This window comes from Streptomyces sp. HUAS MG91, from assembly GCF_040529335.1.
Classification (GTDB): domain Bacteria; phylum Actinomycetota; class Actinomycetes; order Streptomycetales; family Streptomycetaceae; genus Streptomyces; species Streptomyces tabacisoli.
The window spans coordinates 7,443,055-7,467,133 of record NZ_CP159534.1; the positions used below are offsets into that span (position 1 = coordinate 7,443,055).

22 protein-coding genes and 4 pseudogenes are annotated in these 24,079 nt (G+C 70.3%); 20 read left to right on the forward strand and 6 right to left on the reverse strand.

Features of this window, described 5'->3' with window-relative positions; translation table 11 throughout:
- Positions 1-30: 30 nt before the first annotated feature.
- A complete protein-coding gene (locus ABII15_RS33620) occupies positions 31-1,059 on the reverse strand; it encodes an alcohol dehydrogenase catalytic domain-containing protein (protein WP_353946052.1) in 1,029 nt (342 codons plus the stop codon).
- A gap of 49 nt (positions 1,060-1,108) precedes the next feature.
- Positions 1,109-2,082: pseudogene (locus tag ABII15_RS33625) on the reverse strand (aldo/keto reductase).
- Between the two features lie 178 nt (positions 2,083-2,260).
- On the opposite strand from ABII15_RS33625, the gene ABII15_RS33630 reads away from it, so the two are divergent.
- The gene (locus ABII15_RS33630; RefSeq protein ID WP_353946053.1) at positions 2,261-2,959 is read left to right on the forward strand and encodes a helix-turn-helix transcriptional regulator; all 699 of its coding nucleotides are present in this window, start codon (positions 2,261-2,263) and stop codon (positions 2,957-2,959) included.
- 89 nt (positions 2,960-3,048) lie between these two features.
- Here the strand turns inward: ABII15_RS33630 and ABII15_RS33635 are convergent, their stop codons facing one another.
- Complete coding sequence (locus ABII15_RS33635; protein WP_353946054.1) at positions 3,049-3,936, reverse strand: helix-turn-helix transcriptional regulator; 888 nt, start codon at positions 3,934-3,936, stop codon at positions 3,049-3,051.
- A gap of 221 nt (positions 3,937-4,157) precedes the next feature.
- Between ABII15_RS33635 and ABII15_RS33640 the strand changes: the two genes are divergently transcribed.
- From ABII15_RS33640 to ABII15_RS33650, 3 genes are all read left to right on the forward strand, one after another.
- Positions 4,158-4,478: a carboxymuconolactone decarboxylase family protein gene (locus ABII15_RS33640; RefSeq protein ID WP_353946055.1), complete on the forward strand. Its 321-nt coding sequence runs from the start codon at positions 4,158-4,160 to the stop codon at positions 4,476-4,478.
- Positions 4,479-4,549: 71 nt separating this feature from the next.
- Positions 4,550-4,990 carry a cupin domain-containing protein gene (locus ABII15_RS33645; RefSeq protein ID WP_353946056.1) on the forward strand — a complete coding sequence of 147 codons (441 nt, stop codon included), beginning with the start codon at positions 4,550-4,552 and terminating at the stop codon, positions 4,988-4,990.
- Positions 4,987-5,844: an aldo/keto reductase gene (locus tag ABII15_RS33650; protein WP_353946057.1), complete on the forward strand. Its 858-nt coding sequence runs from the start codon at positions 4,987-4,989 to the stop codon at positions 5,842-5,844. Before ABII15_RS33645 ends, ABII15_RS33650 begins: the two co-directional genes overlap by 4 nt.
- Before the next feature lie 167 nt (positions 5,845-6,011).
- Here the strand turns inward: ABII15_RS33650 and ABII15_RS33655 are convergent, their stop codons facing one another.
- Positions 6,012-6,206, reverse strand: coding sequence for a hypothetical protein (locus ABII15_RS33655; RefSeq protein WP_353946058.1), 195 nt, complete (start codon positions 6,204-6,206; stop codon positions 6,012-6,014).
- Positions 6,207-6,632: 426 nt separating this feature from the next.
- Between ABII15_RS33655 and ABII15_RS33660 the strand changes: the two genes are divergently transcribed.
- A complete protein-coding gene (locus tag ABII15_RS33660; RefSeq protein WP_353940602.1) occupies positions 6,633-7,229 on the forward strand; it encodes a hypothetical protein in 597 nt (198 codons plus the stop codon).
- A gap of 200 nt (positions 7,230-7,429) precedes the next feature.
- Here the strand turns inward: ABII15_RS33660 and ABII15_RS33665 are convergent, their stop codons facing one another.
- Positions 7,430-7,675, reverse strand: a complete 246-nt coding sequence (locus ABII15_RS33665; protein ID WP_353946059.1) for a superinfection immunity protein — start codon at positions 7,673-7,675, stop codon at positions 7,430-7,432.
- Between the two features lie 238 nt (positions 7,676-7,913).
- Here ABII15_RS33665 and ABII15_RS33670 point away from each other — a divergent pair.
- The 7 genes and pseudogenes from ABII15_RS33670 to ABII15_RS33700 form a co-directional block, all read left to right on the forward strand.
- A pseudogene (locus ABII15_RS33670) lies at positions 7,914-8,558 on the forward strand (transposase); the annotation flags it as partial.
- Between the two features lie 18 nt (positions 8,559-8,576).
- Positions 8,577-8,741: pseudogene (locus tag ABII15_RS33675) on the forward strand (RICIN domain-containing protein); the annotation flags it as partial.
- Positions 8,742-9,201: 460 nt separating this feature from the next.
- Entirely contained in the window at positions 9,202-9,894 is a 693-nt protein-coding gene (locus tag ABII15_RS33680) for an alpha/beta hydrolase (protein WP_353946060.1), read from the forward strand.
- A gap of 37 nt (positions 9,895-9,931) precedes the next feature.
- Positions 9,932-10,150: a hypothetical protein gene (locus tag ABII15_RS33685; RefSeq protein WP_353946061.1), complete on the forward strand. Its 219-nt coding sequence runs from the start codon at positions 9,932-9,934 to the stop codon at positions 10,148-10,150.
- A 128-nt stretch (positions 10,151-10,278) separates the two neighbouring features.
- Complete coding sequence (locus ABII15_RS33690; RefSeq protein ID WP_353947283.1) at positions 10,279-10,488, forward strand: ferredoxin; 210 nt, start codon at positions 10,279-10,281, stop codon at positions 10,486-10,488.
- The gene (locus ABII15_RS33695; protein ID WP_353946062.1) at positions 10,478-11,851 is read left to right on the forward strand and encodes an FAD-dependent oxidoreductase; all 1,374 of its coding nucleotides are present in this window, start codon (positions 10,478-10,480) and stop codon (positions 11,849-11,851) included. Before ABII15_RS33690 ends, ABII15_RS33695 begins: the two co-directional genes overlap by 11 nt.
- Before the next feature lie 29 nt (positions 11,852-11,880).
- Positions 11,881-13,089: a cytochrome P450 gene (locus ABII15_RS33700; RefSeq protein ID WP_353946063.1), complete on the forward strand. Its 1,209-nt coding sequence runs from the start codon at positions 11,881-11,883 to the stop codon at positions 13,087-13,089.
- A 140-nt stretch (positions 13,090-13,229) separates the two neighbouring features.
- On the opposite strand, the gene ABII15_RS33705 is transcribed toward ABII15_RS33700, so the two are convergent.
- On the reverse strand, positions 13,230-14,240 hold the full coding sequence (locus tag ABII15_RS33705) for a LuxR family transcriptional regulator (RefSeq protein WP_353946064.1): 1,011 nt from the start codon (positions 14,238-14,240) through the stop codon (positions 13,230-13,232).
- Between the two features lie 212 nt (positions 14,241-14,452).
- Between ABII15_RS33705 and ABII15_RS33710 the strand changes: the two genes are divergently transcribed.
- The 8 genes and pseudogenes from ABII15_RS33710 (at position 14,453) to ABII15_RS33745 (ending at position 23,955) form a co-directional block, all read left to right on the forward strand.
- Complete coding sequence (locus tag ABII15_RS33710; protein WP_353946065.1) at positions 14,453-17,236, forward strand: M4 family metallopeptidase; 2,784 nt, start codon at positions 14,453-14,455, stop codon at positions 17,234-17,236.
- A gap of 199 nt (positions 17,237-17,435) precedes the next feature.
- Positions 17,436-18,014 (forward strand): SigE family RNA polymerase sigma factor, encoded by a 579-nt coding sequence (locus ABII15_RS33715; protein ID WP_353946066.1) that lies wholly within the window; start codon positions 17,436-17,438, stop codon positions 18,012-18,014.
- Entirely contained in the window at positions 18,011-18,739 is a 729-nt protein-coding gene (locus tag ABII15_RS33720) for a hypothetical protein (RefSeq protein WP_353946067.1), read from the forward strand. The genes ABII15_RS33715 and ABII15_RS33720 overlap by 4 nt, the downstream gene beginning before the upstream one ends.
- 94 nt (positions 18,740-18,833) lie before the next feature.
- A pseudogene (locus ABII15_RS33725) lies at positions 18,834-18,989 on the forward strand (fatty-acid--CoA ligase); the annotation flags it as partial.
- 66 nt (positions 18,990-19,055) lie between these two features.
- On the forward strand, positions 19,056-19,649 hold the full coding sequence (locus ABII15_RS33730; RefSeq protein WP_353947284.1) for a TetR/AcrR family transcriptional regulator: 594 nt from the start codon (positions 19,056-19,058) through the stop codon (positions 19,647-19,649).
- 208 nt (positions 19,650-19,857) lie between these two features.
- On the forward strand, positions 19,858-20,793 hold the full coding sequence (locus tag ABII15_RS33735; RefSeq protein WP_353946068.1) for a TauD/TfdA family dioxygenase: 936 nt from the start codon (positions 19,858-19,860) through the stop codon (positions 20,791-20,793).
- The gene (locus tag ABII15_RS33740) at positions 20,790-22,067 is read left to right on the forward strand and encodes an MFS transporter (RefSeq protein ID WP_353946069.1); all 1,278 of its coding nucleotides are present in this window, start codon (positions 20,790-20,792) and stop codon (positions 22,065-22,067) included. The genes ABII15_RS33735 and ABII15_RS33740 overlap by 4 nt, the downstream gene beginning before the upstream one ends.
- 172 nt (positions 22,068-22,239) lie before the next feature.
- Positions 22,240-23,955: an aldehyde dehydrogenase family protein gene (locus tag ABII15_RS33745; protein WP_353946070.1), complete on the forward strand. Its 1,716-nt coding sequence runs from the start codon at positions 22,240-22,242 to the stop codon at positions 23,953-23,955.
- Positions 23,956-24,079: the final 124 nt, after the last annotated feature.

Here is a 24,079-nt window from a genome sequence, read left to right on the forward strand (position 1 = left end):
AAGTCCTTTGTGATGTGGGCGAGACGGGGGTCAGGGGCGGATGAGGGCCTTGAGGACCTGGCGGTCGGTCATGGCCTGGTAGGCGTCCGGTGTTCGGCCGAGGGTGAAGGTCTGATCGAAGACGAGGCCGGGGGCGATGGTGCCGTCCAGGACATCGGGCAGCAGCTGCTCGATGTGGGCGCGGGCGGGGCTGGCACCGCCGGTCAAAGTGATGTTGCGCATGAAGACGCCGGGGCCGATCGGGCCCTGCTCGTACTGCGGGACGCCCAGGCGGCTGACGGTGCCGCCGTCCAGGACCGAGCCGAGCGCGGTGTCCAGGGCAGAGCGGGTGCCGACGGCCTCGATGACCCTGTCCGCGCCTCCGGTCAGCTCGCGGATCCGGGCGACGCCCTCCTCACCGCGCGCGGCCACGACATCGGTGGCGCCGAAGCGGCGGCCCAGGTCGGTACGGGCTTCATGGCGTCCGGCGAGCACGATCCGCTCGGCACCGAGCCGCTTCGCGGCGATCACCGCGCACAGGCCGACCGCGCCGTCCCCGACCACGAGCACCGTGTCGCCGCGGCCGACGCCGGCGGTGACGGCACCGTGGTGACCAGTGGTCATCACGTCGGACAGTGCAAGCAGTGACGGCAGCAGTGTGGAGTCGGCGGTCACCGGCAGCTTGACCAGGGTGCCGTCGGCGTACGGGACACGGACTGCCTCGCCCTGCCCGCCGTCGACGCCGTCGAAGCCGTACCGGCCGCCGTTCCGGCACGAGATGTGCAGGCCCCTGGTGCAGTAGTCACAGGTGTTGTCGCTGTAGGTGAATGGAGCGACGACCAGGTCCCCGGCCTTGAGCGCCCTCACGTCCGTGCCGGTCTCCTCGATGACGCCGAGGAATTCGTGGCCCATAGGACGACCGGTGTCGGTGGCGGGCATGGACGCGTAGGGCCACAGGTCACTGCCGCACACACAGGCGGCTGCCACCCCAACCACCGCGTCGGCGGGCCGGACGATCTTCGGGTCGGGCCGGTTCTCGATGCGGACGTCTCCGGCTCCGTACATCACTGCTGCGCGCATGGGCGGTGTTACTCCAAACGGTGTGGGATGGGGTCGAGGCGGGGCGGCGTCAGCGTTCGAGCATCCGGGCCTGGGCCTCGGTGTGGGTGGCGCCGGCGGCGGGCGGCAGGCTGGAGAGCCGCCCCAGCTGCTCGGCGGTGAGGGCGACGGCGTCGGCGGCGGTGTTCTCCTCGACCCGGGACACGCGCTTGGTGCCGGGGGTCGGGGCGATGGCGTCACCTTGGGCGAGCAGCCAGGCCAGCGCCACCTGACCGGGCGTTGCGCCGACCTCGTTGGCCAAGGCTTTGACCTCGTCGGCGAGGGCGAGGTTGTGCCGGAAGTTCTCACCGGTGAAGCGGGGGTTGTCGCGGCGGAAGTCGTTCTCGTCGAACTGGTCGGTGGAGCGGACGGTGCCGGTCAGGAAGCCGCGGCCCAGGGGGAGAACGGCACCAGGCCGATGTTCAGCTCCCGCAGCGCGGGCAGTACGCGCTCCTCGATGCCGCGGGTGAACAGGGAGTACTCCGACTGGACTGCGGTGACCGGCTGGACGGCGTGGGCCCTGCGGATCGTGTCCGGGCCGGCCTCGGAGAGACCGAAGGTGCGGACCTTGCCCTCGGCGATCAGTTCGCCCACGGCGCCGGCGGTCTCCTCGATCGGCGTGCTCGGGTCGACGCGGTGCTGGTAGTACAGGTCGATGTGGTCGGTGCCCAGCCGCTTCAGGGAGCCCTCGACCGCAGTGCGGAGGTTGGCCGGGGAGGAGTCCGGGTTCCAGGCGCCGCCGCCGTGCGAGACCAGGCCGAACTTGGTGGCCAGCACCACCTTCTCCCGACGGCCCTTCAGCGCCCTGCCGAGCAGATCCTCGTTGGTGTAGGGGCCGTAGATCTCGGCGGTGTCGATGAGCGTGACGCCCAGCTCCAGGGCCCGGTGCACGGTCCGCATCGACTCCGCGTCGTCCGTGCCGGAGCCGGTGTAGCCGTGGGACATGCCCATCGCTCCCAGCCCGATCCGGGAAACCTCCAGGTCACGCAGTTTGATGTACCGCATCTCGCCCTCTTCGCATCGTGGCGTCACCCGACATCCTGATCGTCACCCGGGGCGTCGACGTCTTGCTCGTTCACCTTCGCCCGGATTACGGCGATGTGGCAGGGCGGGCTCTTCGGGGGTAATGACAGGGCCCCCCTCGTCCGAGCGCGGCGGACAGCCGGCGAGTGAGACTGGAGCCATGGCATCGACGAGCGCACACAGCGAGGGCGCCGAGCTGGGCCGCTACCTGCGCGCCCGCCGAACCCAGACCAGCCCCGAACACGCCGGCCTCACTCCCGGCGCCGGTGTACGCCGCACCCCCGGCCTACGCCGCGAGGAGCTCGCCACCCTCGCCGGGATCAGCATCGACTACTACGTACGCCTGGAACGCGGCAAAGAGATCCGCCCCAGCCCCGCCGTCCTCGACGCCCTCGCCCGCGCCCTGCACATGGACGACCAGGAGCATCAGCACCTGCGCGAGCTCGCCGCTCGCGCCGCCCGCTACGTCGGCGAACCGCCTCCCGCGCCCAGCCGCACCGTAAGACCCCACCTCAAGCTGTTGCTCGAGTCGCTGCGCCCCAATCCGGCCTACGTCATCAGCCGCAGCATGGACATGCTCGCTTGGAACCCCGGCGGCCTCGCCCTGTACGCGGGCCTGGACGACTGGCCGGTCAAGCACCGCAACCTCGCCCGCTACCTCTTCCTTCACCCCGCGGCCCGCGACCTCTTCACCGACTGGGACCGGCAGATCACCGCATGCGTCGCCCGCCTGCGCGCCATCGCCGGCACCGAACCCGGCACCCCCGACCACGACGCCCTGCTCCTGCTCGACATGACCGCACTCCGGCCCGCCCAACGTCCTGCCCCTGCCCCCAAAGGCGAGGGTCAACGACCGTAGGCAGCTTGCGTTCCGTTTCCTGGTTTCCCGGCACGAGCGGCGAACACGGAGGGTTGTGCGGGCTCCGGTTGATGCCTGCGCGGACCCGGTCAGAAGCTCGCAGGATCTGCGGTGTGGGTCTGCTCGTGGTCGGAGGCGGCCCAGGAGGCGAGCAGGCGCAGGGCGTCGTCCTCGGAAGTGCCGGGTTCGGCGCTGTAGGCCGTCAGGGTGAGGCCAGGGTGAGCGGGCAGTTCCATGGCGTCGAAATCGAGGGTGATCACACCGGTGGCCGGGTGGTGGAAGGCTTTGCGGCCGGTGTGGTGCAGGCGCACGTTGTGCTTGGCCCACGCGGTGCGGAACTCGTCGCTGCGGGTGACGAGTTCACCGATCAGCCCGGTCAGGTCGGTGTCGCCGGGGGCCCGGCCGGCTTCGGTGCGCAGCAGGGAGACGGTGGTGTTGACGGAGGCGTTCCAGTCGGGGAAGAAGTCGCGGCTGGTGGGGTTGAGGAACTGGAAGCGGGCGATGTTCACGGGGCGGGCTGAGCCGGTGAACAGGGGCGCGTAGAGGGCGCGTCCGAGGGGGTTGACGGCGAGGATGTCGAGCCGGCCGTTGCGGATGAAGGCCGGGGTGTCGGTCATGGACTCCAGGACGCGCGTGAGGCTGGCCGGGACTGCGGTCTTGGACTTGCGGGCGGTGCGGCGGGGCGGGCGTCGGCGCTGGGCAGCGGCCAGGTCGTAGAGGTGGGCGCGTTCGGCGTCGTCGAGCTGGAGGGCCCGGCTGAGGGCGTCGAGGACCTCTTCTGAGGCACCGGCGAGCTGGCCGCGTTCCAGCCGGACGTAGTAGTCGATGCTGACACCAGCGAGCAGGGCGACTTCCTCACGGCGCAAACCGGGCACCCTGCGCTTGCCGTTCCCGAAGGCGGGCAGACCGGCCTGCTGCGGAGTGATCTTGGCGCGGCGGGTGGCGAGGAACTCTCGGATCTCGTGGGCGGTGTCCATGGTCTCCAGGCTAGGAGGGGTGGAGCGCAGCTGGGAGGTTCTGCCAGTACCTGGACCGACAGGACCTTCCGTACGCCTGTGAGCTGGGGTTTCCTCGATGGTGTCAGCGGTTGCGGCTGGTTCTGGAAGGTGGGTAACCCCTGGGATGCCCACCGGGCCCCGTGGGCCGACAGTGAACAATGCCGCACCCTCGTGTCCGCACCATTACAAGGAGTTACCTCGTGGTGAAGCAGTCCGCACCCCAGGATCTGGCCGGCATCGCGCCGAAGCTGGTCGAGCTCACCAACGACGTTCTGTTCCAGGACGTGTGGGAGCGCCCCGGCCTCTCCTCGCGGGACCGCAGCCTGGTCACGGTCAGTGGGCTGGCCGCTCTCTACCGCAGCGAGCAGCTGCCCTATCACCTGGGCGTGGCCCTGGACAACGGGCTCACGGTCGAGGAGCTGTCCGAGGCGATCACGCACCTGGCGTTCTACGCCGGATGGCCCAACGCGATGACCGCGATCACCCTGCTGAAGAAGATCGCCGACGAGCGCTCCGCCTGACCCCCTGGCGCGAGCAGCAATCGCCCCCCGCACGGTCAGCGGGGTGCAGAGAACCAGAGACGAGGAACAAGATGGCTGCCAACGGATCCGGATTCGACCAGATCTTTCCGCTCGGGGAGAAGAACGACGCCTTCGCGCAGTTCTTCATCGGCCAGAGCTACCTGGCCCCGCTCGCCTCGGGCAGCGTGCCCGTCAGCAATGTCTCCTTCGAGCCGGGCTGCCGCAACAACTGGCACATTCACCACGGCCAGGACGGCGGCGGGGACCAGATCCTGCTGTGCACGGCCGGCAGCGGCTGGTACCAGGCCGAGGGCGAGGACCCCGTCAGCATGGAGCCGGGCACGGTGATCCGCGTTCCAGCGGGAACGAAGCACTGGCACGGCGCGAAGTCCGACTCTTGGTTCTCCCACCTCGCCTACATCACCCCGGGCGAGAACGTGAGCAACGAATGGCTCGAGCCCGTCACCGACGAGGTGTACGGCAAGCTGCCGACGAACGGAGCGAACGCATGACCATCCTGAACGAGACCTACACGCTGTCGAACGGCGTTGAGATTCCCAAGCTGGGTCTTGGCACCTGGTTCATCGACGACGACAAGGCGGCCGATGCGGTCCGCGCGGCCGCGGAGATCGGCTACCGCAACGTCGACACCGCCCAGGCGTACGGCAACGAGCGCGGCGTCGGCGAGGGCGTGCGCACCGGCACGGTCCCGCGCGAGCAGCTTTTCGTGTCGACGAAACTCGCCGCCGAGATCAAGGACTACGACGAAGCGGTCGCCTCGATCGACGAGTCGCTCAAGAAGCTGGGCCTGGAGTACATCGACCTGATGCTCATTCACAGCCCGCAGCCCTGGGACGACTTCCGCGGCGGCGACTACGCCGAGGGCAACCGCGCGGCCTGGCGGGCCCTTGAGGAGGCACACCGGGCAGGCAAGATCCGCTCCATCGGTGTCTCCAACTTCCAGCAGCAAGACCTGGACAACCTCCTCCAGGGTGCGACCGTCGTGCCCCACGTGAACCAGCTCCTTGTCCACGCCGGCAACACCCCGTCGGACCTCCTGCACTACTGCGAGACCAAGGGAATCCTCGTAGAGGCCTACTCGCCGATCGCCCACGGAGCGATCCTGGAGAACGCCGAGGTCAAGGCGATGGCCGAGCGGTACGGTGTGTCCGTCCCGCAGCTGTGCATCCGCTACACGCTGCAGCTGGCCACGGTCTCGCTGCCCAAGACGGCCAACCCCGACCACATGCGCGCCAACGCCCAGGTCGACTTCGAGATCTCCAGCTCCGACATGGACGCCCTGCGGCGCCTGCGCGATGTGGACTACGGGAAGCACACGGTGTTCCCGGTGTACAGCGGAAAGTGACACCGGCGCGGGCGCCCGTGCTCCCCGGGCCGGGGCCAAGACATGGAGCGTGACGCACGTCAGACCTGCGCGGGGGTGGCAGCGGGTCTGACGGTGATCACCGCGGGGGGCGCGGTTTCCCAGGGAAACGACCGTGGCCCGTCCCGGACACGGCTCCCCGAAAGCCTCTACGCCGCGCGGCGGCCACCGCGCCGGCGGCGAGCCGGTGACGGGACGGCGACGGCCACCTCGTCGGGGACATCGTCGAAGAAGCCGTCGTCGTAGGCGGGGGCCACGAACAGGTTCTGCCACTGCGGCTTCGGCCCTACAGCTCCCGCCTTGCCCACCGTCTCCACCCGCCGGTGCTGCACCATTTCGCGCACGCGATCCCTCACTCATCCATCAAATTACGAGCGGCCGCGGACTTCTCACGCGGCCCCAGCTGCAGGGCAGCCACCAGTGACAGTGTCCTGTCGCACCCCAGAACTAACATCTCATCGCTGACTGAGGCACCCGACTCCACCGCGGACCTCATCGACGCACAGCGAGAAATCCTGAAGATCCAGACCGTCCTGCACAGCGTGCTTGACCGGGGTGGGGCGCGGGACTTGTGGCCGTGGCTGAAGACCTGCGGCGACAAGGACTTTCGTGCGGAAATGACGTCTAGCGGAACGCTGTCACTCGTCTGTGATGTTTTATACGGAATGTCTTGATGTGCGGCTCCTAGCTTCATGAGTACGCGGTCCACACGACGCGTTCGACTCAGTCAACCCGCTCGACTCGTTCGACTCATGGAAAGGGGCCGGCGCATGCAGACCTCTCGTATGCTCCGCACGTCTCTGGCATCCGCTGTTCTCGGCCTCGGCGCCGTGACCGCCGTCGCCGCCACCGCCGAAGCCGCTCCAACGACCACCGCGCCTGCGGCCGCCGCCCAGCATGGCGCTCGGGCAGGCCACACCGAAACCCTGCCGCTCAGCGATGGCAGTTCCGCGTATGTCACCAAGCTGGCGAACGGTACCTACCAGGCCTGGGTCACGCACAAGGGGGTGCGGATCGCGGCGCTCGATTCCGCGCACAAGTCGCAGCGCGTACACGGCTACACGTATGAGCTCAACCAGGCGAACGGCTTCGTCGGCGTGGTGCACCCCGGCGGCTGGCACAGCGAGCAGAACGTGCCGCAGCACCAGGACAAGCACCACACGAATCAGACCGGCAAGACCCGCGACGTGCGGCTCGGGGACGGCGCCATCGCCCACGTCACCAAGCTGCCCAACGGCACCTACCAGGCCTGGATCACCCGGCACGGAGTGCGCATCGCCGCCCTGGACGCCGGCCACAGCACAGCCCGCACCCACGGCCACCACTACACGCTCAACGCCCACACCGGGGCCGTCCACGTACGCTGACGCTCCCGCCCGTTCCGGCCTTGTCCCCCCAGCGCTGGGAGGACAAGGCCGGGACGGTCTCGACGGACATGCCCGGCGGCGGGAGCGGGCAGGACGCCGCCAGGATCGACGAGCCCTCAGGCCCAGCCGGTGCACGACGTGGACAGCGACGGGGGACCGCCGGGGGGCGTGGAGACGGCCTGACCCGTTGCGGAGATCACTCAGAGTGTCGGCACTGCGGCAGGTGGCGCGCTCACGGTTCGGGTCCGCATCCTCAATGCCATCCACAGGGCCACGAACCAGAGCACACCCGTCCAACCGGCGAGCACGTTGACCACGATGACCAGCCACAGGCGCTCGACCTTGCGGCGGTAGGCGATCATCGACGGCACGAAGAGGATGGCAAGCGCGGCGGCGAGCACAACGGCGCCGAGGAGGAACTCGATGGGTCCTATGCCAGAGAACATCACGTCACCCTAGTGCAGCCTGCTTGACCGCTGCGGGCCACAGGCACGGGGGCGGTGAAGGTGTAGTGCGGGTGAACTGTCAGTGTGTCCGCCACGGTCAGCGATGTCTCGTTGAGATCACGTGCTCCCGCTCCCTTGACTGATCCCGGCACGCCCCGCTCGATAGCGAGTGATCACGGGCCGAGGGCGGAGCAGTCAGCTCCGGGCAATGAGTGACGGAGTTCGACAGGGCCTGTGACGGCCTCAGGGCGGAGGGCATCGTCGCCGAGGGGACCGCGAGGTGCTGGCCGCGGTCATTTTCGTGGCCGCCTCGGGGTGCATCTGGAATCAGTTGCCTCCGGGCTTCGGTCTGTCGGGGGTGACGGCCTTTCGCCGGTTCACCGTGTGGACTGGGGCCCGGGTGTGGGCCAAGTTCCACCGCCTGGTCCTGGACGAACCCGGTGCTCGAGGCGGGCTGGACTGGTCGCGATGTGCGATCGACTCCGTCAGCGTTCGGGCCCTTGAAAGGGGCAGCCATAGGACCGAATCCGACCGACCGCGGCAAGAGCAGATCGAAAAGCCACCTGACCCAGCGGTGTCGGCCGAGTCGTTTGGATGACTGCGGCGCTGGCTGGCCTCCCGCGGGATCCGCCGTCGCCTTGTCCGAAGGGGTGGCGGTAGTCATAGCCCTTTTCTCCGTGCAGTTTTCCGGGCCGCCGGCGTCGGGGGGCACGACGTGAGCGGATGGCAGGCCGCTGCGGTCGATGAGGACGTGGAACGCACCATGTCCTGGCTGGCCGGCTGCCGACGCCTTCATCGCTGCTAGGAGCGCAAGCCGGAACACTTCCTCGCCTTCGCAGCCATCGCCGCGATCCTCATATGCCACCGCAGACTCGCCAACTGAAATGGCGTCTCCCTGTCCATGCGCGCCGGCGCCGAACCCGCCGAGCTGAGCATCCACGCGGACAACAGCGACCGTTTCCCCGACGTCTACGAGAGCCGGGACGCCAACGGCACACACGTCATCCAGTACCACGAGAACGGTGCCTCCAACCAGCGCTGGAAGCTCCAGCCGATCGGCTCCTCCACCAGCACCGGACACACCATGTACCGGATCATGAGCGTCGACAACGGCAAGTGCATCGACGGTCTGCCCGACCCCGGCGGCAACCAGCGGGAAACCCAGAACTTCACCCTCGAACACCCCAACACGCGGATGCCGAACCTGACACTGCTGCGCAACAACGCCATCGGCCTGTACGCGAACATCCGCGGCAACCAGACCGGTGGCCCGACCAGCTGTGGAAGGTCCCCCTGCCGAATGAGACCTTCTACCTCCACCCCACGGTGGCGAACCAGTAGACCGGGACGGTCCGCCGCGGCCGACGTCGGGCACGAACCTTCTCTCTGCTGCGGGCCTCACCCGAGGAGGGTGAGGCCCGCACTTGGTCACGAGGTAATGCTGAGGGGGAGTTCGCACGGGCCGGGTCCGCATCGTGGGACACAGTGCCGGGTCGGCGTTCGGTGTCCACGAAGGAGGAACTGTCATGGCGGGCAAGCCCAGCATCGTATTCGCCCATGGGCTCTGGGCCGACGGGTCGTGCTTCCACCGGTTGATTCCCACGCTCCAGGCCGAAGGGCACGAGGTGTTCGCCTCGCAGCACGGCCTCGACTCGCTCGAGAGCGACGTCGCGTGCGTCAACTTCACGCTCGACCACGTCCCCGGACCGATCGTGCTCGTCGGGCACTCGTACGGCGGGACCCTGATCACCAAGGCCGGCATCCACGACCGCGTCGGCGCTCTCGTGTACATCGCCGCGCTCGCCCCGGACGAGGACGAGACGTCGCAGGCGCAGCAGGACCAGTTCACCCGCACGCCCGTCTTCGACCACGTCGAAGTCGCTGATGGACGGGTGTGGCTCAAGGCCTCGGGTATCCCGGACTTCTGCGGAGACCTGCCGGAGGCGGAGCAGAAGCTCCTGCTGGCGACCGGTGCGGTGCCGGACGCGGAGCTGTTCAACCAGCAAGCCACCGGTACGGCTTGGCGCACGAAGCCGAGCTGGTGCATCGTCGCCACCCATGACCGCACGGTCAACCCCGAGCTGGAACGCCATGCGGCCAAGCGCATGGGTGCCAAGACCTACGAGGTGGCCAGCAGCCACGTGCCGATGCTCTCGCATCCCGATGTCGTCCTCGACGTGATCCGCGAGGCCGCGCGGTCCCTCGGAGGGCAGGGGTAGGCCGTGTCGACAGGTGCCTCGCGGCCCAGCAGGGGGCGTGGCGGCCATCGATACGCGTGAAGAAGAAGCGATCCGGGCGCTCACCGAGCGCCTCACGGAAACCCATCGCGTCACCCACACGCCGGACGAAGTGGCCGCGGCCGTCGCCGAGGCCCACGCGTCCTTCCACGGCCGACCCGTGCGCGACTTCGTCCCTGTCCTCGTCGAACGCAAAGCACGCGCCGCTCTCACCGAGAGGCCCGCCAAGGGCAGGTGAACGGCCGACACGACGGCATCGACACCGGCACACGACGTTCCCGGCCATGCTTGCCGTCGCGGCTCGACGCACTTGGTCCCGCGGCGCCAACTGCGTACCGGAAGATGGCAGAGAGGGGGTGCTCGGGGATGCGGATCGTCGTCGATCTCACCCGGTGCCAGGCATACGCGCAGTGCGTGTTCCTCGCTCCGCAGGTCTTCGAACTGCACGGAGAGGAGGCTCTGCTCTACCGGCCGGACGTCCCGGAGGAGCAGCTCGATCGGGTGCGCGAGGCCGTGGTGGCCTGCCCGGTGCGGGCGATCCTCGTGGGGGAGGCGGTGGACGCCGGTGCCGAGTGATCCGCGCGAGGGCCGGATCGTGGTCGTCGGCGCTTCGCTGGCCGGGTTGCGGGCCGCGGAGGCGCTGCGTGAGGAAGGTTTCACCGGCCCCCTGACCGTGGTGGGGGAGGAGCACCGGCCGCCCTACGACCGGCCGCCGCTGTCCAAGCAGGTGCTGCTCGGCACCGCGGCACCGGACACCACCGGACTGCCGATGCGGCGGGACCCGGACGCTCAGTGGCGGCTGGGCGTGCGCGCCACCGGTCTCGACCCCCTCGCCAAGCGGGTGCTCCTGGCCGACGGCGAATCGCTGCCCTACGACCGGCTGCTGATCGCCACCGGGACCCGGGCACGGCCCTGGCCCCATCCGCAGCAGGCCGCCCTGGACGGCGTGTTCACCCTGCGCACCAGCGAGGACGCCGCGCGGCTCGCCGAGCGGCTGGCCGCGGGGCCACGCCGAGTCCTGGTCATCGGCGCGGGCTTCACCGGCTCGGAGATCGCCTCGGCCTGCCGGGAGCGGGGGATCGAGGTCACCGTCGCCGAGCGCGGGCCCGGACCGCTGGTGGGCGCGCTCGGCGGCACACTGGCCAAGCTCGCGGCCGCGATGCAGCGGGCGCACGGCGTGGACCTGCGGTGCGCGGTGACGGTGTCCGCGCTGCGCGGGCGCGACGGCCGGTTCGTCGGTGCGGACTTCTCCGACGGCAGCCGCGTCGAAGCGGACCTCTGTGTCGTCGCCCTGGGGGCGATCCGCAACATCGAGTGGCTGGCGGACGCCGGACTCGCGGCGGGACCCCACGGAATCGCCTGCGACGCCGGATGCCGCGCCGTCGACATGTACGGGATCGTCACCGACGACATCTTCGTGGCCGGCGACATCGCCCGCTTCCCGCACCCGCTGTTCGACTACCAGATGCTGTCCCTGGAGCACTGGGGCAACGCGGTCGCGCAGGCCGAGGTAGCGGCGCACAACATGGTGAGCCCGGGGCCGCTGCGGCGCCCGCACCTCACGGTCCCGGTCTTCTGGTCGAGTCAGTTCGGATTCAACATCAAGTCGGTGGGGGTTCCCGCCTTCTCCGACCAGGTGGTCATCGCCCAGGGATCGCTCGCCGAACGCCGTCTGGTGGCGGTCTACGGCTATCGGGGCCGCATCACCGCCGCGGTCACCGTCAACATGGCCAAGTGGCTGGAGCACTACCAGGGGCTGATCGAGTCCGCCGCGACGTTCCCGCCCGGGCCCGGCGCGGCCGACGGCCAGCCCCTGGTGACCGAATTCCCCATCCCGTCCGACGTGCCGGACGCCAGGGGGCTCTCCCACGGCCCCACCGTCGCGCTCACCGGTCATCTGCCGGTCCGCCGGCTGACCGTGGTGCGGTCCGCCGGCTGATCATCACGTACCCGCCGGGAGGAGCTCCCATGGCTGACGACACCCTGCTTCAGCGCATCACGGACTACACCAACCGGCCGGACCCCTACCCGCTGTACGCGCAGCTGCGCGAGGCGGGCGTGGTACGGCAGACGGACGGCAGCTATCTGGTCGGCACCTACCACGACATCGTCGCCCTTCTCCACGACCCACGGGTCAGTTCCGACCAGCGCAATCGCACCGCGCTCTACCGCGGAGCGGACCCGGGGGACGCACGGCAACTGCCCACGTTCATCCGGCGCGACGACCCCGATCACCACAGGCTGCGCAGCATGGCCATGCGGCCGTTCGGGCCGCCGCACAGCCCGGGCCGCATCGACGCGATGCGAGAAGAGATCACCCGGATCACCGAGGACCTGATCGCGTCGATCCAGGACCGCGAGCAGGTCGACATCGTCGACGACTTCGCCTATCCGCTGCCCGTCACCGTCATCTGCCGACTGCTCGGAGTTCCCCGCGAGGACGAACCCGTCTTCCGCGAGTGGTCCGCCACGGTCATCGACTCCATCGACATCGGGCCAGGCGAGGACCTCCGCAAACGCGAAGCGGCCGGCGAGCAGGCTCGTACACAGATGGGCCGCTACCTGGTGGACCTCGCCGAGCGTCGCCGAGGCGGCCCGGGCGACGACATGCTCTCCGCGTTCGTCAACGATCCCGGCCCGGCCGGAGAGTTCTCCCGCGCGGAGCTGGCGGCGACCTCGGCCCTCCTGCTCGTGGCAGGCCACGAGACCACGGTGAACCTGATCACCAACGGGATACTCACCCTGCTGCGCCACCCCGACCAGCTGGACCTCCTGCGCCGTGATCCGGGTCTGATGCCGAGCGCGGTGGAGGAACTGCTGCGCTACGAGCCGCCGGTCCACATGCTTCCGCGTACACCGCTCGCCCCTCTCGACATCGCGGGCACCACCGTTCCCCGGGGCGTCCCTCTGGTGCTCGTGCTCGCCTCGGGCAGCCGCGACCCGCAGCGGTTCCGTGATCCCGACCGGTTCGACCCCACCCGCCCGGACAACCAGCACCTCGGCTTCGGCAGCGGCATCCACTCCTGCTACGGAGCGCCCCTCGCCAGGATCGAGGCCCAGATCGCCCTCGGCGCGCTGGCGCCCCGCCTCAGCACGGCCACCCTGGTCGAGGACCCACCCCCGTACCGCAACAGCGCGATACTGCGAGGGCCCCGACACCTTCGCGTCGAGTTCTAGCAGCGCACCGGCCAGCCACGAACCCGTGGGCGAAACCGAGCACGTACGGGTGTTCTACGTTGATCTGCTCGGCATGCCTCGGAGAGTCCCGCGGGAAGACGGGGGAGCCGGCGCACCGAGGAACGTCCGGGGTGTGGTCGTCACACCGTCAGCCACCCTCGGCGCAGGGCCTGCACGCCGGCCTGGAAGCGCGTCTCCGCTTCCAGCGTCAGCATGAGGCGCGTGATGCGGCGGCGCACGGTGTGGACGTGGACGCCGAGGCGACGGGCGATCGCCTCGTCCTTGAGGCCCGAGGAGAGCAGCGTCAGCACCTCGCGATCCTCCTCCGTGATCTCGTCGTCGCGGACGGCTCCGATCGGCACCGCGCGCTCCCACAGCGCGTCGAACAGCGGCACCAGGGCGTTGCCCAGGAGCGAGTCGCTGACCACCAGCGCGGAGGCGGTCGGATCGGCGGCGTCGGTGGGCGGTAGCAGAGTGACGCGCCGGTCGACCGTGATCAGCTTGGTGGGCAGAGCGGTACCCACCCGGATCTGAACCCCCTGCTCGGACAGCTCGTTGAGGCCGCGGGCCCGGCCCTGGAAACTCAGCCCTTCCCGGTCGACGACCACGCGGACGCGTGCCCCGCGCCGTGCCGGAGCGGCGACGTCCAGCGGCGTCGGCATGCCGTCGGGCTGACTGGAGGCGTAGGGCGGACGGTCGATCAGGGCCACTTCCTCGCGCGCCGACACCACCAGGGCGGCGACACGCTCGGCGATGGCGAGCCCGCCGCGCACGGTCTCGATGCCGATCGCCCGGGGATTGTGCACCGTGCTGAGGAGGCGCGCGGAGATCCGGTCGACCGACCCGGTCAGCTCCTCCAGCTCGGCTGATCTGCGCATCAGTTGGGCCCGGTGTTGATGAAGCAGGGTGCGCAGCGCGGTGGCCGGAGGGATGGGATGCGGCAGGCCGGGGCCGTCGGCGGGCCGGGTGAAGCCGTGCCCGGCGAGCTGGTCGAGAGCGGCCGTGACGCGGCGCGCGGGCAGCCCGAGCGTTCGGCCGAGCGCGCTGCGGGACCGGTGCGGAGGCAGCGTCAGCAGCGCTTCGTAGACCTGGAGTTCGTCGGCTTCGAGCCCGAGGGCCTCCCACTGCGCATCGACTTCGGTCAGGGCCACGGCGCCGATTCTCACCTGGATGTGCAGGCCACACAAGTGGCCACGTACACAAGTGAGCACCGGAAACGCATTGTTCACCGGTGTGCTCCGGCCTTTGCATGTCCGCATCCGAATTCCCTCCACCCATCCGTGCAGCGAAGGGATCAGTCGTGCGGACTCCAGCACACAGAACCAGAGCAGACAGACGGCGCGGCACAGCCGTCGGCCAGGGAGTGGCGGCTGTGCTCGCCGCGGCCGGGCTGCTCGTCGCCGGTACGACAGCCGCCCACGCGGACACCGCACCGGCGGCAGCCGCGTCCACCACGGCGGGAGACGAGACCGACACCCCGTCGCTGGTGACCGGGCTCGACGACGAGGCCGCTGCCACCGGCAGCGCCGCCGACGCCGCCCGCGGACACCTCAAGGCCAAGAAGGGCCGCTATCACATCGCCGACACCTCGGCGAAGGACCTGTCGACGGTCTCCACCGACAGCCGGGGCGGCAAGGAGACGGTCCGCCTCCAGCAGAAGTACAAGGGCGTCGACGTCCTCGGCGGCGAGTACGTGGTCCGTATGACGAAGAAGGACGGCCGGCGCGCCGTCACCGGCACCTCCGGGAACTACTTCACCAAACTCAAGCTCGACACGGTCACCCCCAAAGTCTCCGAGAAGACCGCCGTCCAGCGCGCGATCGGCGCCGTCACCACGCAACTGGGCGGTGCCCCGCTGCGCGCCCCGGCCAAGGGGGAGAAGCCCGACAGCGCACCCCTGAGCGGCAAGGCCGTGGCGGTGACGATCCTGCCGCAGGGCACGGGCGTCCTGACCCGCCACGTCACCGTCACGGGCACCGACCCGGCGGACGGCACAGCCGTCAAGCAGGAGGTGTACATCGACGCCCACTCCGGCTTCCCGGTCATGCAGTACAGCGGCATCCAGACGTTCGGCTCGAACGACGCGGCCGCCGGCGTCACGGGCAGGACCGCGGCGGCCCCGGACGACGCCGCTCCGGCGGCCGCCCCGCCGTTCGTCGTGAAGGGCTCCGGCGTCCGCTACAACGGCCGCAAGGTCGACCTCAACCTGTACAGGGGTGCCGACGGCACCTACCAGATGTACGACTACGGTTTCCGGGACGCCGCCAGCCCGTACGTCGGCCCGCTGCTGCAGACCTGGGACGCCAACGGAGCCGACGTCTCCACCGCGTCCGGCGCCTGGCCGGCCGCCGCCAGGATCGTCAAGTCCGACTCGCCGGACCTCGGCGCGGACTACACCGACTCCGGTGTGGTGGACGCCCACTGGGCCGCCAACAAGGTGTACGCGTACTACAAGAACCACTTCGGCCGTCAGGGACTCGACGGCAAGGACGGGTTCATGTACTCGATCGTCGGTGTCACCGCGAACGGACAGTCGTACGACAACGCCTTCTGGGACGGCGCCAAGATGGTGTACGGGAAGGGCGGCGGCGACTTCCGCACCTTCTCCGCGGACACCGATGTCGTCGGCCACGAGATGACGCACGCCGTCACCCAGCACACGGCGAACCTCGTCTACGCGGGCCAGTCCGGCGCGATGAACGAGGCGATATCGGACTACTTCGGCAACGCCATCGACCTGGAGGCCAACGGGCAGTCGATGGACGACCCGGACTCGGGTCTCCTCGGCGAGGACCTGTGCACCACCCTCGGCCCGCGCGAGTGTGCCCTGCGCGACCTGAACGACGGTCACACCACGGCCAAGGACTTCATCGGCGTCGGCTACCGCGGCGACAACGGCGGCGTGCACCTCAACTCGACCATCTTCTCCGGCGCCTTGTGGGACATGCGCCAGGACCTCGGCGGCGACTTCGCCGACCAGATCGTCTACCGCGCCCTGTCCGCGTACATGACGCCCCTGGACGGCTTCACCGAGGGCCGTGCCGCGGTCATCGCCGCCGCGACCGAGCTGGGCGCCACCAAGGCCCAGCTGAAGGTCGTCAAGCGCTCCTTCGACGCCCACGGCATCGCGCCGGGCTGGGAGAAGGCGCTGGGCGTGGACACCGACACGATCCTGGCCAAGGACAACGTGTCCGGTACCGGCGTCGCCGCGGGCGGCGGCAAGTACGCCGTGTCGCGCTCCAACGAGGAAGGCAGCGAGCCGTACTCGGTGTGGGCCGGCAACACCAGCGGCAAGGGCACCCCGCAGCAGCTGAGCCCGAACAACGGCAACTACAACGTCTACGCCGCCACCGACGGCAAGAACGTGGCGTGGGCCGAGTTCGCGTACGACGCGGTACAGATACACGTCCGCCCGATCGGCGGCGGCCTCGACAGGACCGTCGATGCGATCGGCGCCAATGTCACTTCCGTCAAGATCGACGGTGACATCGTCGTGTACACCTACGTGAACCCGAAGACCGGCTTCGAACAGGCCCGCTACGTCGACATCAAGACCGGTGACGTCAAGGACCTCGCGCCCAATCCGGTCACCGTCACGGCGTTGACCTCGGTGCACGACGGCAAGATCGCCTACGCGAAGCTGTGGGGCGAGTCCGACGGCTACAAGCTGGGTGTCGAGGTCTACGACACCGCCACCGGAAAGACGCAGCTGATGCCGGTCGACAAGAACGCCGTCGCTGGCATCGGCCAGACCGCCTTCACCGATGACGGTGTCTTCTGGGTCGAGGACGGCGACGGCACCGACTCCGGCCAGGCCGCCGTGATGCGCGCCGACGCCGACGGCACCCACCGCACCACCATCGTCCCGGAGGCCGGAGCGGGCGCACTCTACGCGTACCAGCTGACCGCTTCCGACGACGCGGTCACCGTCCTGACGCTGCCGCCGGCCACGTCGTGGGACAACGCCACGCTTCCGAAGCTGTACCAGGTCGCATCCGACGGCAAGGGCGGCGCGCAGCGCGTCTCCTGCAACCGCGGCGACCAGGTCTACCCGGCGGCCGACGAGGGCCAACGCGTCCTGTGGCTCGACGGCACCACCGGATACACCAACCTCGTGAAGCGGGACCGCCCCGCCGGCTCGTGCTGAAGGAACTGAACTGACCCTCCCGTGAACGCGGCGGCCGGACTCCTGAGGGGGGAGCCCGGCCGCCGGTGCCGGAGCCGACCTCGTCCTCCCATCCGTCGGGCAGGAGTCGCCCGGCGCGGCGTGCCGGGCCGACGGACCGCGAAAGACCCAGGCAACGGTTCCGGGGGCTCGCGGACTCTGTGGGATGAGGAGGTGAGCCATGAGAGACACGGCAAGACCGGCAACCGGCGCCGGTGACGATTCCGATGATTTCCAGGCGTTCGTCATCGGGCGTTGGGCCCGGCTGTTGCGGACCGCGTATCTCCTGACCGGAGAGCAGCACGCGGCGGAGGACCTCGTGCAGGGGTGCCTGGAGCGGACGTTCGTGGCCTGGCGGAAGGTGTCGGAAGCCCGGGACCCGGACGCCTACGTACGACGCATCATGGTCAACACGCACGCACGCCGATACCGCAGGGGACTCAAGGAGTACCTCTCGCGCGGTGACGGCTCCGGGCTCGGGCGCGAGCTGCCGGAGAGCGGGGACCGCATCGCCCAGGCGGTCGACCGCCGGGATCTGTTCGCCGCGCTGGCCCAACTGCCGGTCCGGCAGCGGGAAGCCGTTGTGCTGCGGTACTGGGAGGACCTGAGCGAGACACAGACCGCCGCCGCGATGGGGTGCTCGGTGGGCACCGTCAAGAGCAACGCAGCCAGAGGGATCACTCGGCTCCGGTCCGCCATCGGGCTGACCCACCCCGGTGCCGGAACAACTCACTCGCTGCACGAAGGGCGGACGTCATGACGGACACAGGCACCGACATCTCCGAGCTGCTCGCCGAGGCCGCGCAGGGCGCTCGGATCAGGCACGCGCCCGTAGACGCGATCATTGTCGGCGGCCGGCGACGCAGAAGCCGGCGCCGGGCTGCCGGAGCGGCCGCCGCGCTGGCCGTCGCGTGCACCGTCGGCATCGCCGCGTCGTCCTCGTTGGGCGAAGGATCCGGCGCCTCACCGGCCGCGACCGAGCAGCGGGCCACGCCCCGGCCCGTGACGGAAGTGATCGCGAGCGGGCGGCATGACGGGAAGCCCTGGAGCCTCAGCGTCGACATCTGGAAACGCGCCGCCGACAAGAAAGAAGCGGGCCGGGTGTGGAACGCGATGGAGGAGGTCGAATACCCGGACACACAGCGAGCGGGCGGCGAAGGAGGGCCTCAACTCGTGGACACGGGTTGGTTCTTCGCGAACCTGAAGGTCGGGGAGCGGCGCTCGTTCGTGGACGACGGAGCACTGAACGCCACCGGGAACCGCAAGGTCGAGACCAGCTGGGGCAAACTCGCCCCGAGCTCCGGTTGGTTCGTCTTCGGGCGGACCGCCCCCGGAGTCCACGCCGTCACCTGCACCTTTGACAACGGGCGCAAGGCCACGCCCCAGCTGCGCACGATCGCCGGAACCGACAGCCGGTTCTTCGCGCTCGACGCCCCGGCCCCGAAACCGACCGCCGGACCGCCCCGGTGCACGGCCGCCGACTGATCAGGGGAACGCCGGAGCCGTGGCGCAGAGAGGCCCCCTGGACGCCGACACCGCGCGCCATCTCATGAAGGCGTCCGGGTCGGAGGACTTCCACCAGGTCAAGGACGTGATCGTCACCGGAGGCGAGAACGTCGCTTCGCAGGAGGTCGAGGGCGCGCTGCGCGGCCACCCCGACGTGCTCGACCTCGCCGTCGTCGGGCGCCCGCACCCGCAGTGGGGCGAGACCGTGGTGGCGGTCGTGGTGCTCCGTCCGGAAAGCTCACCGAGCACGTCCTGCGTGCCGCGCTCGCGGAGGCGTCCGCGTAAGGTCGGCCGCATGGCGGTGGAACAGGGACAGGCGCGAAGAGGTCCGGGGCGGCCGCGGCAGGAGCACGTCACCGGGGCCGTGCTCGACGCCGTGGTGGCACTCGTCGCCGAGCACGGCATGGGCGCCCTGACCATGGATGCCGTCGCGGCGCGCGCCGGGGTCAGCAAGCCGGCCGTCTACCGGCGCTGGCCCACCAAGCAGGACCTCGTCATCGCCGCCGCCGAGTCGCGGATCGGGCCGCTCACCGTGCCCGACATGGGCGACTTCCGTGCCGAGCTGCGCGCGGTGCTCACCGCGCGCATGGAGGCGTACCGGCGGCCCGGCGTCGACCGGCTGCTCGCCGGGGTGATCGGCGCCTCCGCGGAGGAGGGCGCGGTGCGGGAGGCGTTCCACGCGTACACGCAGCGGGTGACGAGCGAGACCCGGCACGTCCTGGAGCGCGGCATCGCGCGCGGCGACGTGCGCGCCGACGCCGACCTGGCCGCCGCCACGACACTGATCGCGTCGTCCCTGGTGTTCCGCATGGTCGCCGAGCAGCGGATGCCGGACGAGGCACTGGTGGAGTCGGTGGCCGAACTGATCGGGCGGGCGGTCAGCGTCTAGGGCGACACGGGCCCTGGGTCTCAAGACGTAAGCGGGGCGGCCGAGTTGTGGCCTGCGCCCGCTCTTCGGCATGCCCGTGTCGAGGCGCGGCGGTCGCCGGGGCCTCTTCGGGATCAATCGTCTCTGACCCCTTGCCCCGTCGCGCCGCAATATCGATACTGCCGGTTACGTAATAGCGTCACCCGTCTCGCTGTGGGGAGTTCCACCCATGCACGACATCGCTTCCGCACCCGCCGCCGCTCCCAAGCCGGTCCTCGACAAACCCCTGATGCACTACGGCCGCCGCGAGCTCGAGCGGCTCGAGCCCGGAGCCGAGCAGGTCACGTACGAGCTGCTGGAGATCAGCCCGCTCACCCCGCACTTCGGCGCCGTCGTCGGCGGCGTGGACCTGACGCGGCCGATCACCGGCGAACTCGCCGAGGAACTGCGCCAGGCGCTCCTGGAGTGGAAGGTGATCTTCTTCCGGGGGCAGTGCGGCTTCGACTCCGCGCAGCACATGGCACTGTCGGCGGTCTGGGGGCCGCCGGAGCCGAACCCGTTCTTCGGGAAGACCGACACCGTCGGCATCTCCCGGCTCGCCAAGGACGCGAAGGCGGCCGGGAACAAGAACATCTGGCACAGCGACCACTCGTTCATGGCGAACCCGTCACTGGGTGCCGTGCTCCGCGCCGTCGAGGTCCCGGCCGCGGGCGGCGACACCATGTGGGCCGACATGGCGGCCGCGTACGACAACCTGCCCGACGACCTCAAGGCGCGCATCGAGAACCTCACCGCCGTCCACGACTGGGAGGCCAGCTGGGGCGCGCTCATGAACGACGAGCAGAAGGCCGTCTTCCGCACGCGCTGGCCGCAGGTCGAGCACCCGGTCGTCGCCCGCCACCCGCGCACCGGCCGCAAGACGCTCTACGTGAACGAGCCCTTCACCCGCTTCATCAAGGGCGTCAGCGACGAGGAGAGCCGCGAACTCCTCGACATCCTCGTCCTCCAGGCGCGCATCCCCGAGTTCCAGATCCGCTTCCACTGGGAGCCCGACTCGATCGCGATCTGGGACAACATCGCCGTCCAGCACTACGCGGTCAACGACTACTTCCCGCAGCGCCGGGTGATGGAGCGCATCGCCATCGCCGGGGTTCCCCTCTCGTGACCGCGGCGCCGGCCCTGGTTCCGGGGCGAGTCGACGGCGACACCCGTCAGGGGCGGCGGGCCTGGACGGTGACCGCGCTGCTGGTGGTCCTCATGATGGTCAACTTCGCCGACAAGTCCGTCCTCGGCCTCGCGGCGGACGAGATCCGCGCGGACCTGCATCTGAGCGCCACGTCCTTCGGCCTCGCCAACAGCGCGTTCTTCCTGCTGTTCTCCGTCGCCGCGATCCTCGTGGGGATGGCGGCGGACCGGGTGTCGCCGAAACTGCTGCTCCTGGGCATGGCCGTGCTCTGGTCCGTGGCGCAGGTGCCGGCCGCGATCGGCGGCGGGCTCACGGTGCTCGTCGCGTCGCGGGTGTTCCTGGGCGCGGCGGAGGGCCCGGCCTTCCCCGTCGCCCAACAGGCCACTCTGGCCTGGTTCCCGAACGACCGGCGGAACCTGCCCGGCGCGCTGATCACCGTCGGCATCACCCTCGGTGTCATCGTGTCCGCGCCCACGCTGTCCTGGGTGATCCAGCACCACGGCTGGCGGACCGCGCTGTGGGTGCTGGCCGTCGTGGGCGTCGTGTGGGCGGCGGCCTGGGCGGTGTTCGGCGCGGACAGCCCGCGGGCGGACACCGCCACCGTGGACGGGGCCGCGCCGCGCGTCCCCTACCGCCGGATCTTCGCCACCCGCACCTGGATCGGCACCACGATCGCCTACTTCACCAGCTACTGGACCGTGGCCCTGATGCTGGTCTGGCTGCCGTCCTACCTGCGCAACGCCCTCGGCTACTCGACGGGCACCGCCGGCACGCTGGTCGTCGCACCCTGGGTCGTCGGTGCGGTCGTCCTGTTCGGGCAGGTGTGGCTCACCGGCCGGCTGATGCGGCGCGGCGCCGGGACCAGGACCGCACGTGGCCGGGTCGGTGCGTGGACGCTGGTCGTCGGCGCCGCGAGCCTCCTCGCCGTCCCGTCGGCCGGCGGCGTCCTGGCGCGGACCGTACTGATCTCCATCGGCCTCGGTTTCAGCGGGGCGTACGCGACCGTCGCCGCGACCACCGTCGCCGAGATCTCCCCGCCCGGGCGCGGCGGCGGTGCCCTCGGCCTGATGAACGCCGTCGTCACCGTCGCCGGACTGCTCGCGCCGGCTGCCGTCGGCGCGCTCGTCGACGCCCAGGGAGACGCCGGGTATCAGCACGCCGTCCTGCTGTCGGGCGGGCTCGTCGCGCTCGGCGCGGTGGCCGCGTTCGCTCTGATCGATCCGGGGCGCGATGCGGCCCGGCTGCGCCGCTGATCTGCCGGGTTCGCTCGTCTCGCGCGTGCGGGCCGGTGGCCGCTTCTCGCGCGGTTCCCCGCGCCCCTGAGCTGCGCACTTCGTGCGGCATCTCATCGGGGAACCGCGAGACCAGCCCCCACCGGACCCGCACCGACCCACCAACCACCCCCACCAACAACGGAGTTGACCTGTGCCCACCGCCCCCGCCCTGGACACTGCCCCGCTCGACCTCGCCGTCGGCGAGCTGAAGCAGCACGCCGGGTCATGGACCACCACCCCCCTCGCCGACCGCATCGCCCTACTCGAACGCATGCTCCCGAAAATCGCCGAAGGCGCCCCCGCGATGGTCGCCGACGCCGCCCGCGCCAAGGGGTACGCCGCCGATTCCGCCTGGGCCGCCGAGGACTGGATCACCGCGCCCTGGGCGCTGGCCCAGACGATCAGCGCCCTGCTGCACGTGCTGCGGCGCCTGGCCGCCGGGGCGGACCCCGTCGACGCGAAGGCCGTCCGCCGCCACGAGGGCCGTACGGTCGTGGACGTGTTCCCCGCCACGGTCGCCGACCGGCTGCTGCTCAACGGCTTCAGCGCCCAGGTGTGGACCCGGCCCGGGACCACCCCCGATCACGTCCTCGCCCGCGCGGCCGGCGAGTACCGGGGCCGCCCCGGCCGGAGCGGCGTCGCACTCGTGCTCGGCGCGGGCAACGTCGCCGCGATCACCGCGCTCGACATCGTCCACAAGCTGTACACCGACGGCCAGGTCGTCCTGGCCAAGATGAACCCGGTCAACGCCTACCTGCGCCCGCACTTCGAGCGGGTCTTCGCCGAGTTCGTCGAGCGGGGCTGGGTGCGGTTCGTGGACGGTGGCGGCGCCGAGGGCGCGTACCTCACCACGCACGAGGACGTCGACTCCATCCACGTCACCGGTTCCGAGCGCACGCACGACGCCATCGTGTGGGGCACCGGCGAGCAGGCCGAGGAGCGCAGGCGCGCCGACACCCCGCTCAACGCCAAGCCGTTCACCAGCGAGCTCGGCGGCGTCAGCCCGTGCATCGTGACACCGGGCCCGTGGAGCGACGCCGACCTGCGCTTCCAGGCCGAGCACATCGTCACCAGCAAGCTCAACAACTCCGGGCACAACTGCGTGGCCACCCAGATCCTCGTCGTGCCCCGCGAGTGGGACGGCACCGAGAAGCTCCTCGCCGAGATACGCGCGGTGCTGCGCGAACTGCCGCCCCGCCCCGACTACTACCCGGGCGCCGACGACCGCCTCGACGCCGTCGCCTTCGCCCACCCGGACACCGAGTTCGCCTTCGACGACGACACCTGCCGCATGCTCGTCCCCGACATCACCGACCCCGACGACCCGATGCTCTCCGTCGAGGTGTTCGCCAGCGCCCTCGGCGTCGTCCGCCTGCCCGGCGCCGACGCCCCCCAATTCCTGCGCGCCGCGACCGAGTTCGCCAACGACCGGCTCCCCGGCACCCTCGGCGCCACCCTCCTCGTCCACCCGCGGACCGAGCGCGCCCACCGCGCCGCCGTCGACGAGGCGATCGCCGCCCTGCGCTACGGCACCCTCGGCGTCAACTGCTGGTCCGCCTTCGGCTTCCTGCTCGGCTACACGCCCTGGGGCGCGTTCCCCGGCCACACCCGCCAGGACATCGGCAGCGGCATCGGCTTCGTACACAACGCGTTCATGCTGGAGGACGTCGAGAAGACCGTGCTGAGGGCGCCGTTCGCACCCTCGCCGCGCGGCCTGTTCACCGGCTCGCCGTCGCTGTCGCCGCGCCCGCCGTACTACGTCACCAACCGGACGGGCCCGACCACCATGCGCCGCCTCACCGCCTACACCGCAGACCCGAAACCCTCCCGGCTGCCGGGCATCTTCGCGTCGGCGCTCCGCGGCTGACGCACCGCGACACCGAAGGCCCCGGGCGAGGAGCAACGGCCCGGGGCCTTCGGTGTCGCGGTGCGCCGCGGACTCAGTAATTCCTCAGTAACGGCGGCTGAATAGCGTGCGCGCTCCACCGTTC

What these genes read in the sequence shown, in the direction of transcription:
- ABII15_RS33620 (WP_353946052.1), bottom strand. Translation starts at nt 1,059, where the DNA reads ATGCGCGCAGCAGTGATGTACGGAGCCGGAGACGTCCGCATCGAGAAC.
- ABII15_RS33630 (WP_353946053.1), top strand. Translation starts at nt 2,261, where the DNA reads ATGGCATCGACGAGCGCACACAGCGAGGGCGCCGAGCTGGGCCGCTAC.
- ABII15_RS33635 (WP_353946054.1), bottom strand. Translation starts at nt 3,936, where the DNA reads ATGGACACCGCCCACGAGATCCGAGAGTTCCTCGCCACCCGCCGCGCC.
- ABII15_RS33645 (WP_353946056.1), top strand. Translation starts at nt 4,550, where the DNA reads ATGGCTGCCAACGGATCCGGATTCGACCAGATCTTTCCGCTCGGGGAG.
- ABII15_RS33650 (WP_353946057.1), top strand. Translation starts at nt 4,987, where the DNA reads ATGACCATCCTGAACGAGACCTACACGCTGTCGAACGGCGTTGAGATT.
- ABII15_RS33660 (WP_353940602.1), top strand. Translation starts at nt 6,633, where the DNA reads ATGCAGACCTCTCGTATGCTCCGCACGTCTCTGGCATCCGCTGTTCTC.
- ABII15_RS33665 (WP_353946059.1), bottom strand. Translation starts at nt 7,675, where the DNA reads ATGTTCTCTGGCATAGGACCCATCGAGTTCCTCCTCGGCGCCGTTGTG.
- ABII15_RS33680 (WP_353946060.1), top strand. Translation starts at nt 9,202, where the DNA reads ATGGCGGGCAAGCCCAGCATCGTATTCGCCCATGGGCTCTGGGCCGAC.
- ABII15_RS33690 (WP_353947283.1), top strand. Translation starts at nt 10,279, where the DNA reads ATGCGGATCGTCGTCGATCTCACCCGGTGCCAGGCATACGCGCAGTGC.
- ABII15_RS33700 (WP_353946063.1), top strand. Translation starts at nt 11,881, where the DNA reads ATGGCTGACGACACCCTGCTTCAGCGCATCACGGACTACACCAACCGG.
- ABII15_RS33715 (WP_353946066.1), top strand. Translation starts at nt 17,436, where the DNA reads ATGAGAGACACGGCAAGACCGGCAACCGGCGCCGGTGACGATTCCGAT.
- ABII15_RS33720 (WP_353946067.1), top strand. Translation starts at nt 18,011, where the DNA reads ATGACGGACACAGGCACCGACATCTCCGAGCTGCTCGCCGAGGCCGCG.
- ABII15_RS33730 (WP_353947284.1), top strand. Translation starts at nt 19,056, where the DNA reads ATGGCGGTGGAACAGGGACAGGCGCGAAGAGGTCCGGGGCGGCCGCGG.
- ABII15_RS33735 (WP_353946068.1), top strand. Translation starts at nt 19,858, where the DNA reads ATGCACGACATCGCTTCCGCACCCGCCGCCGCTCCCAAGCCGGTCCTC.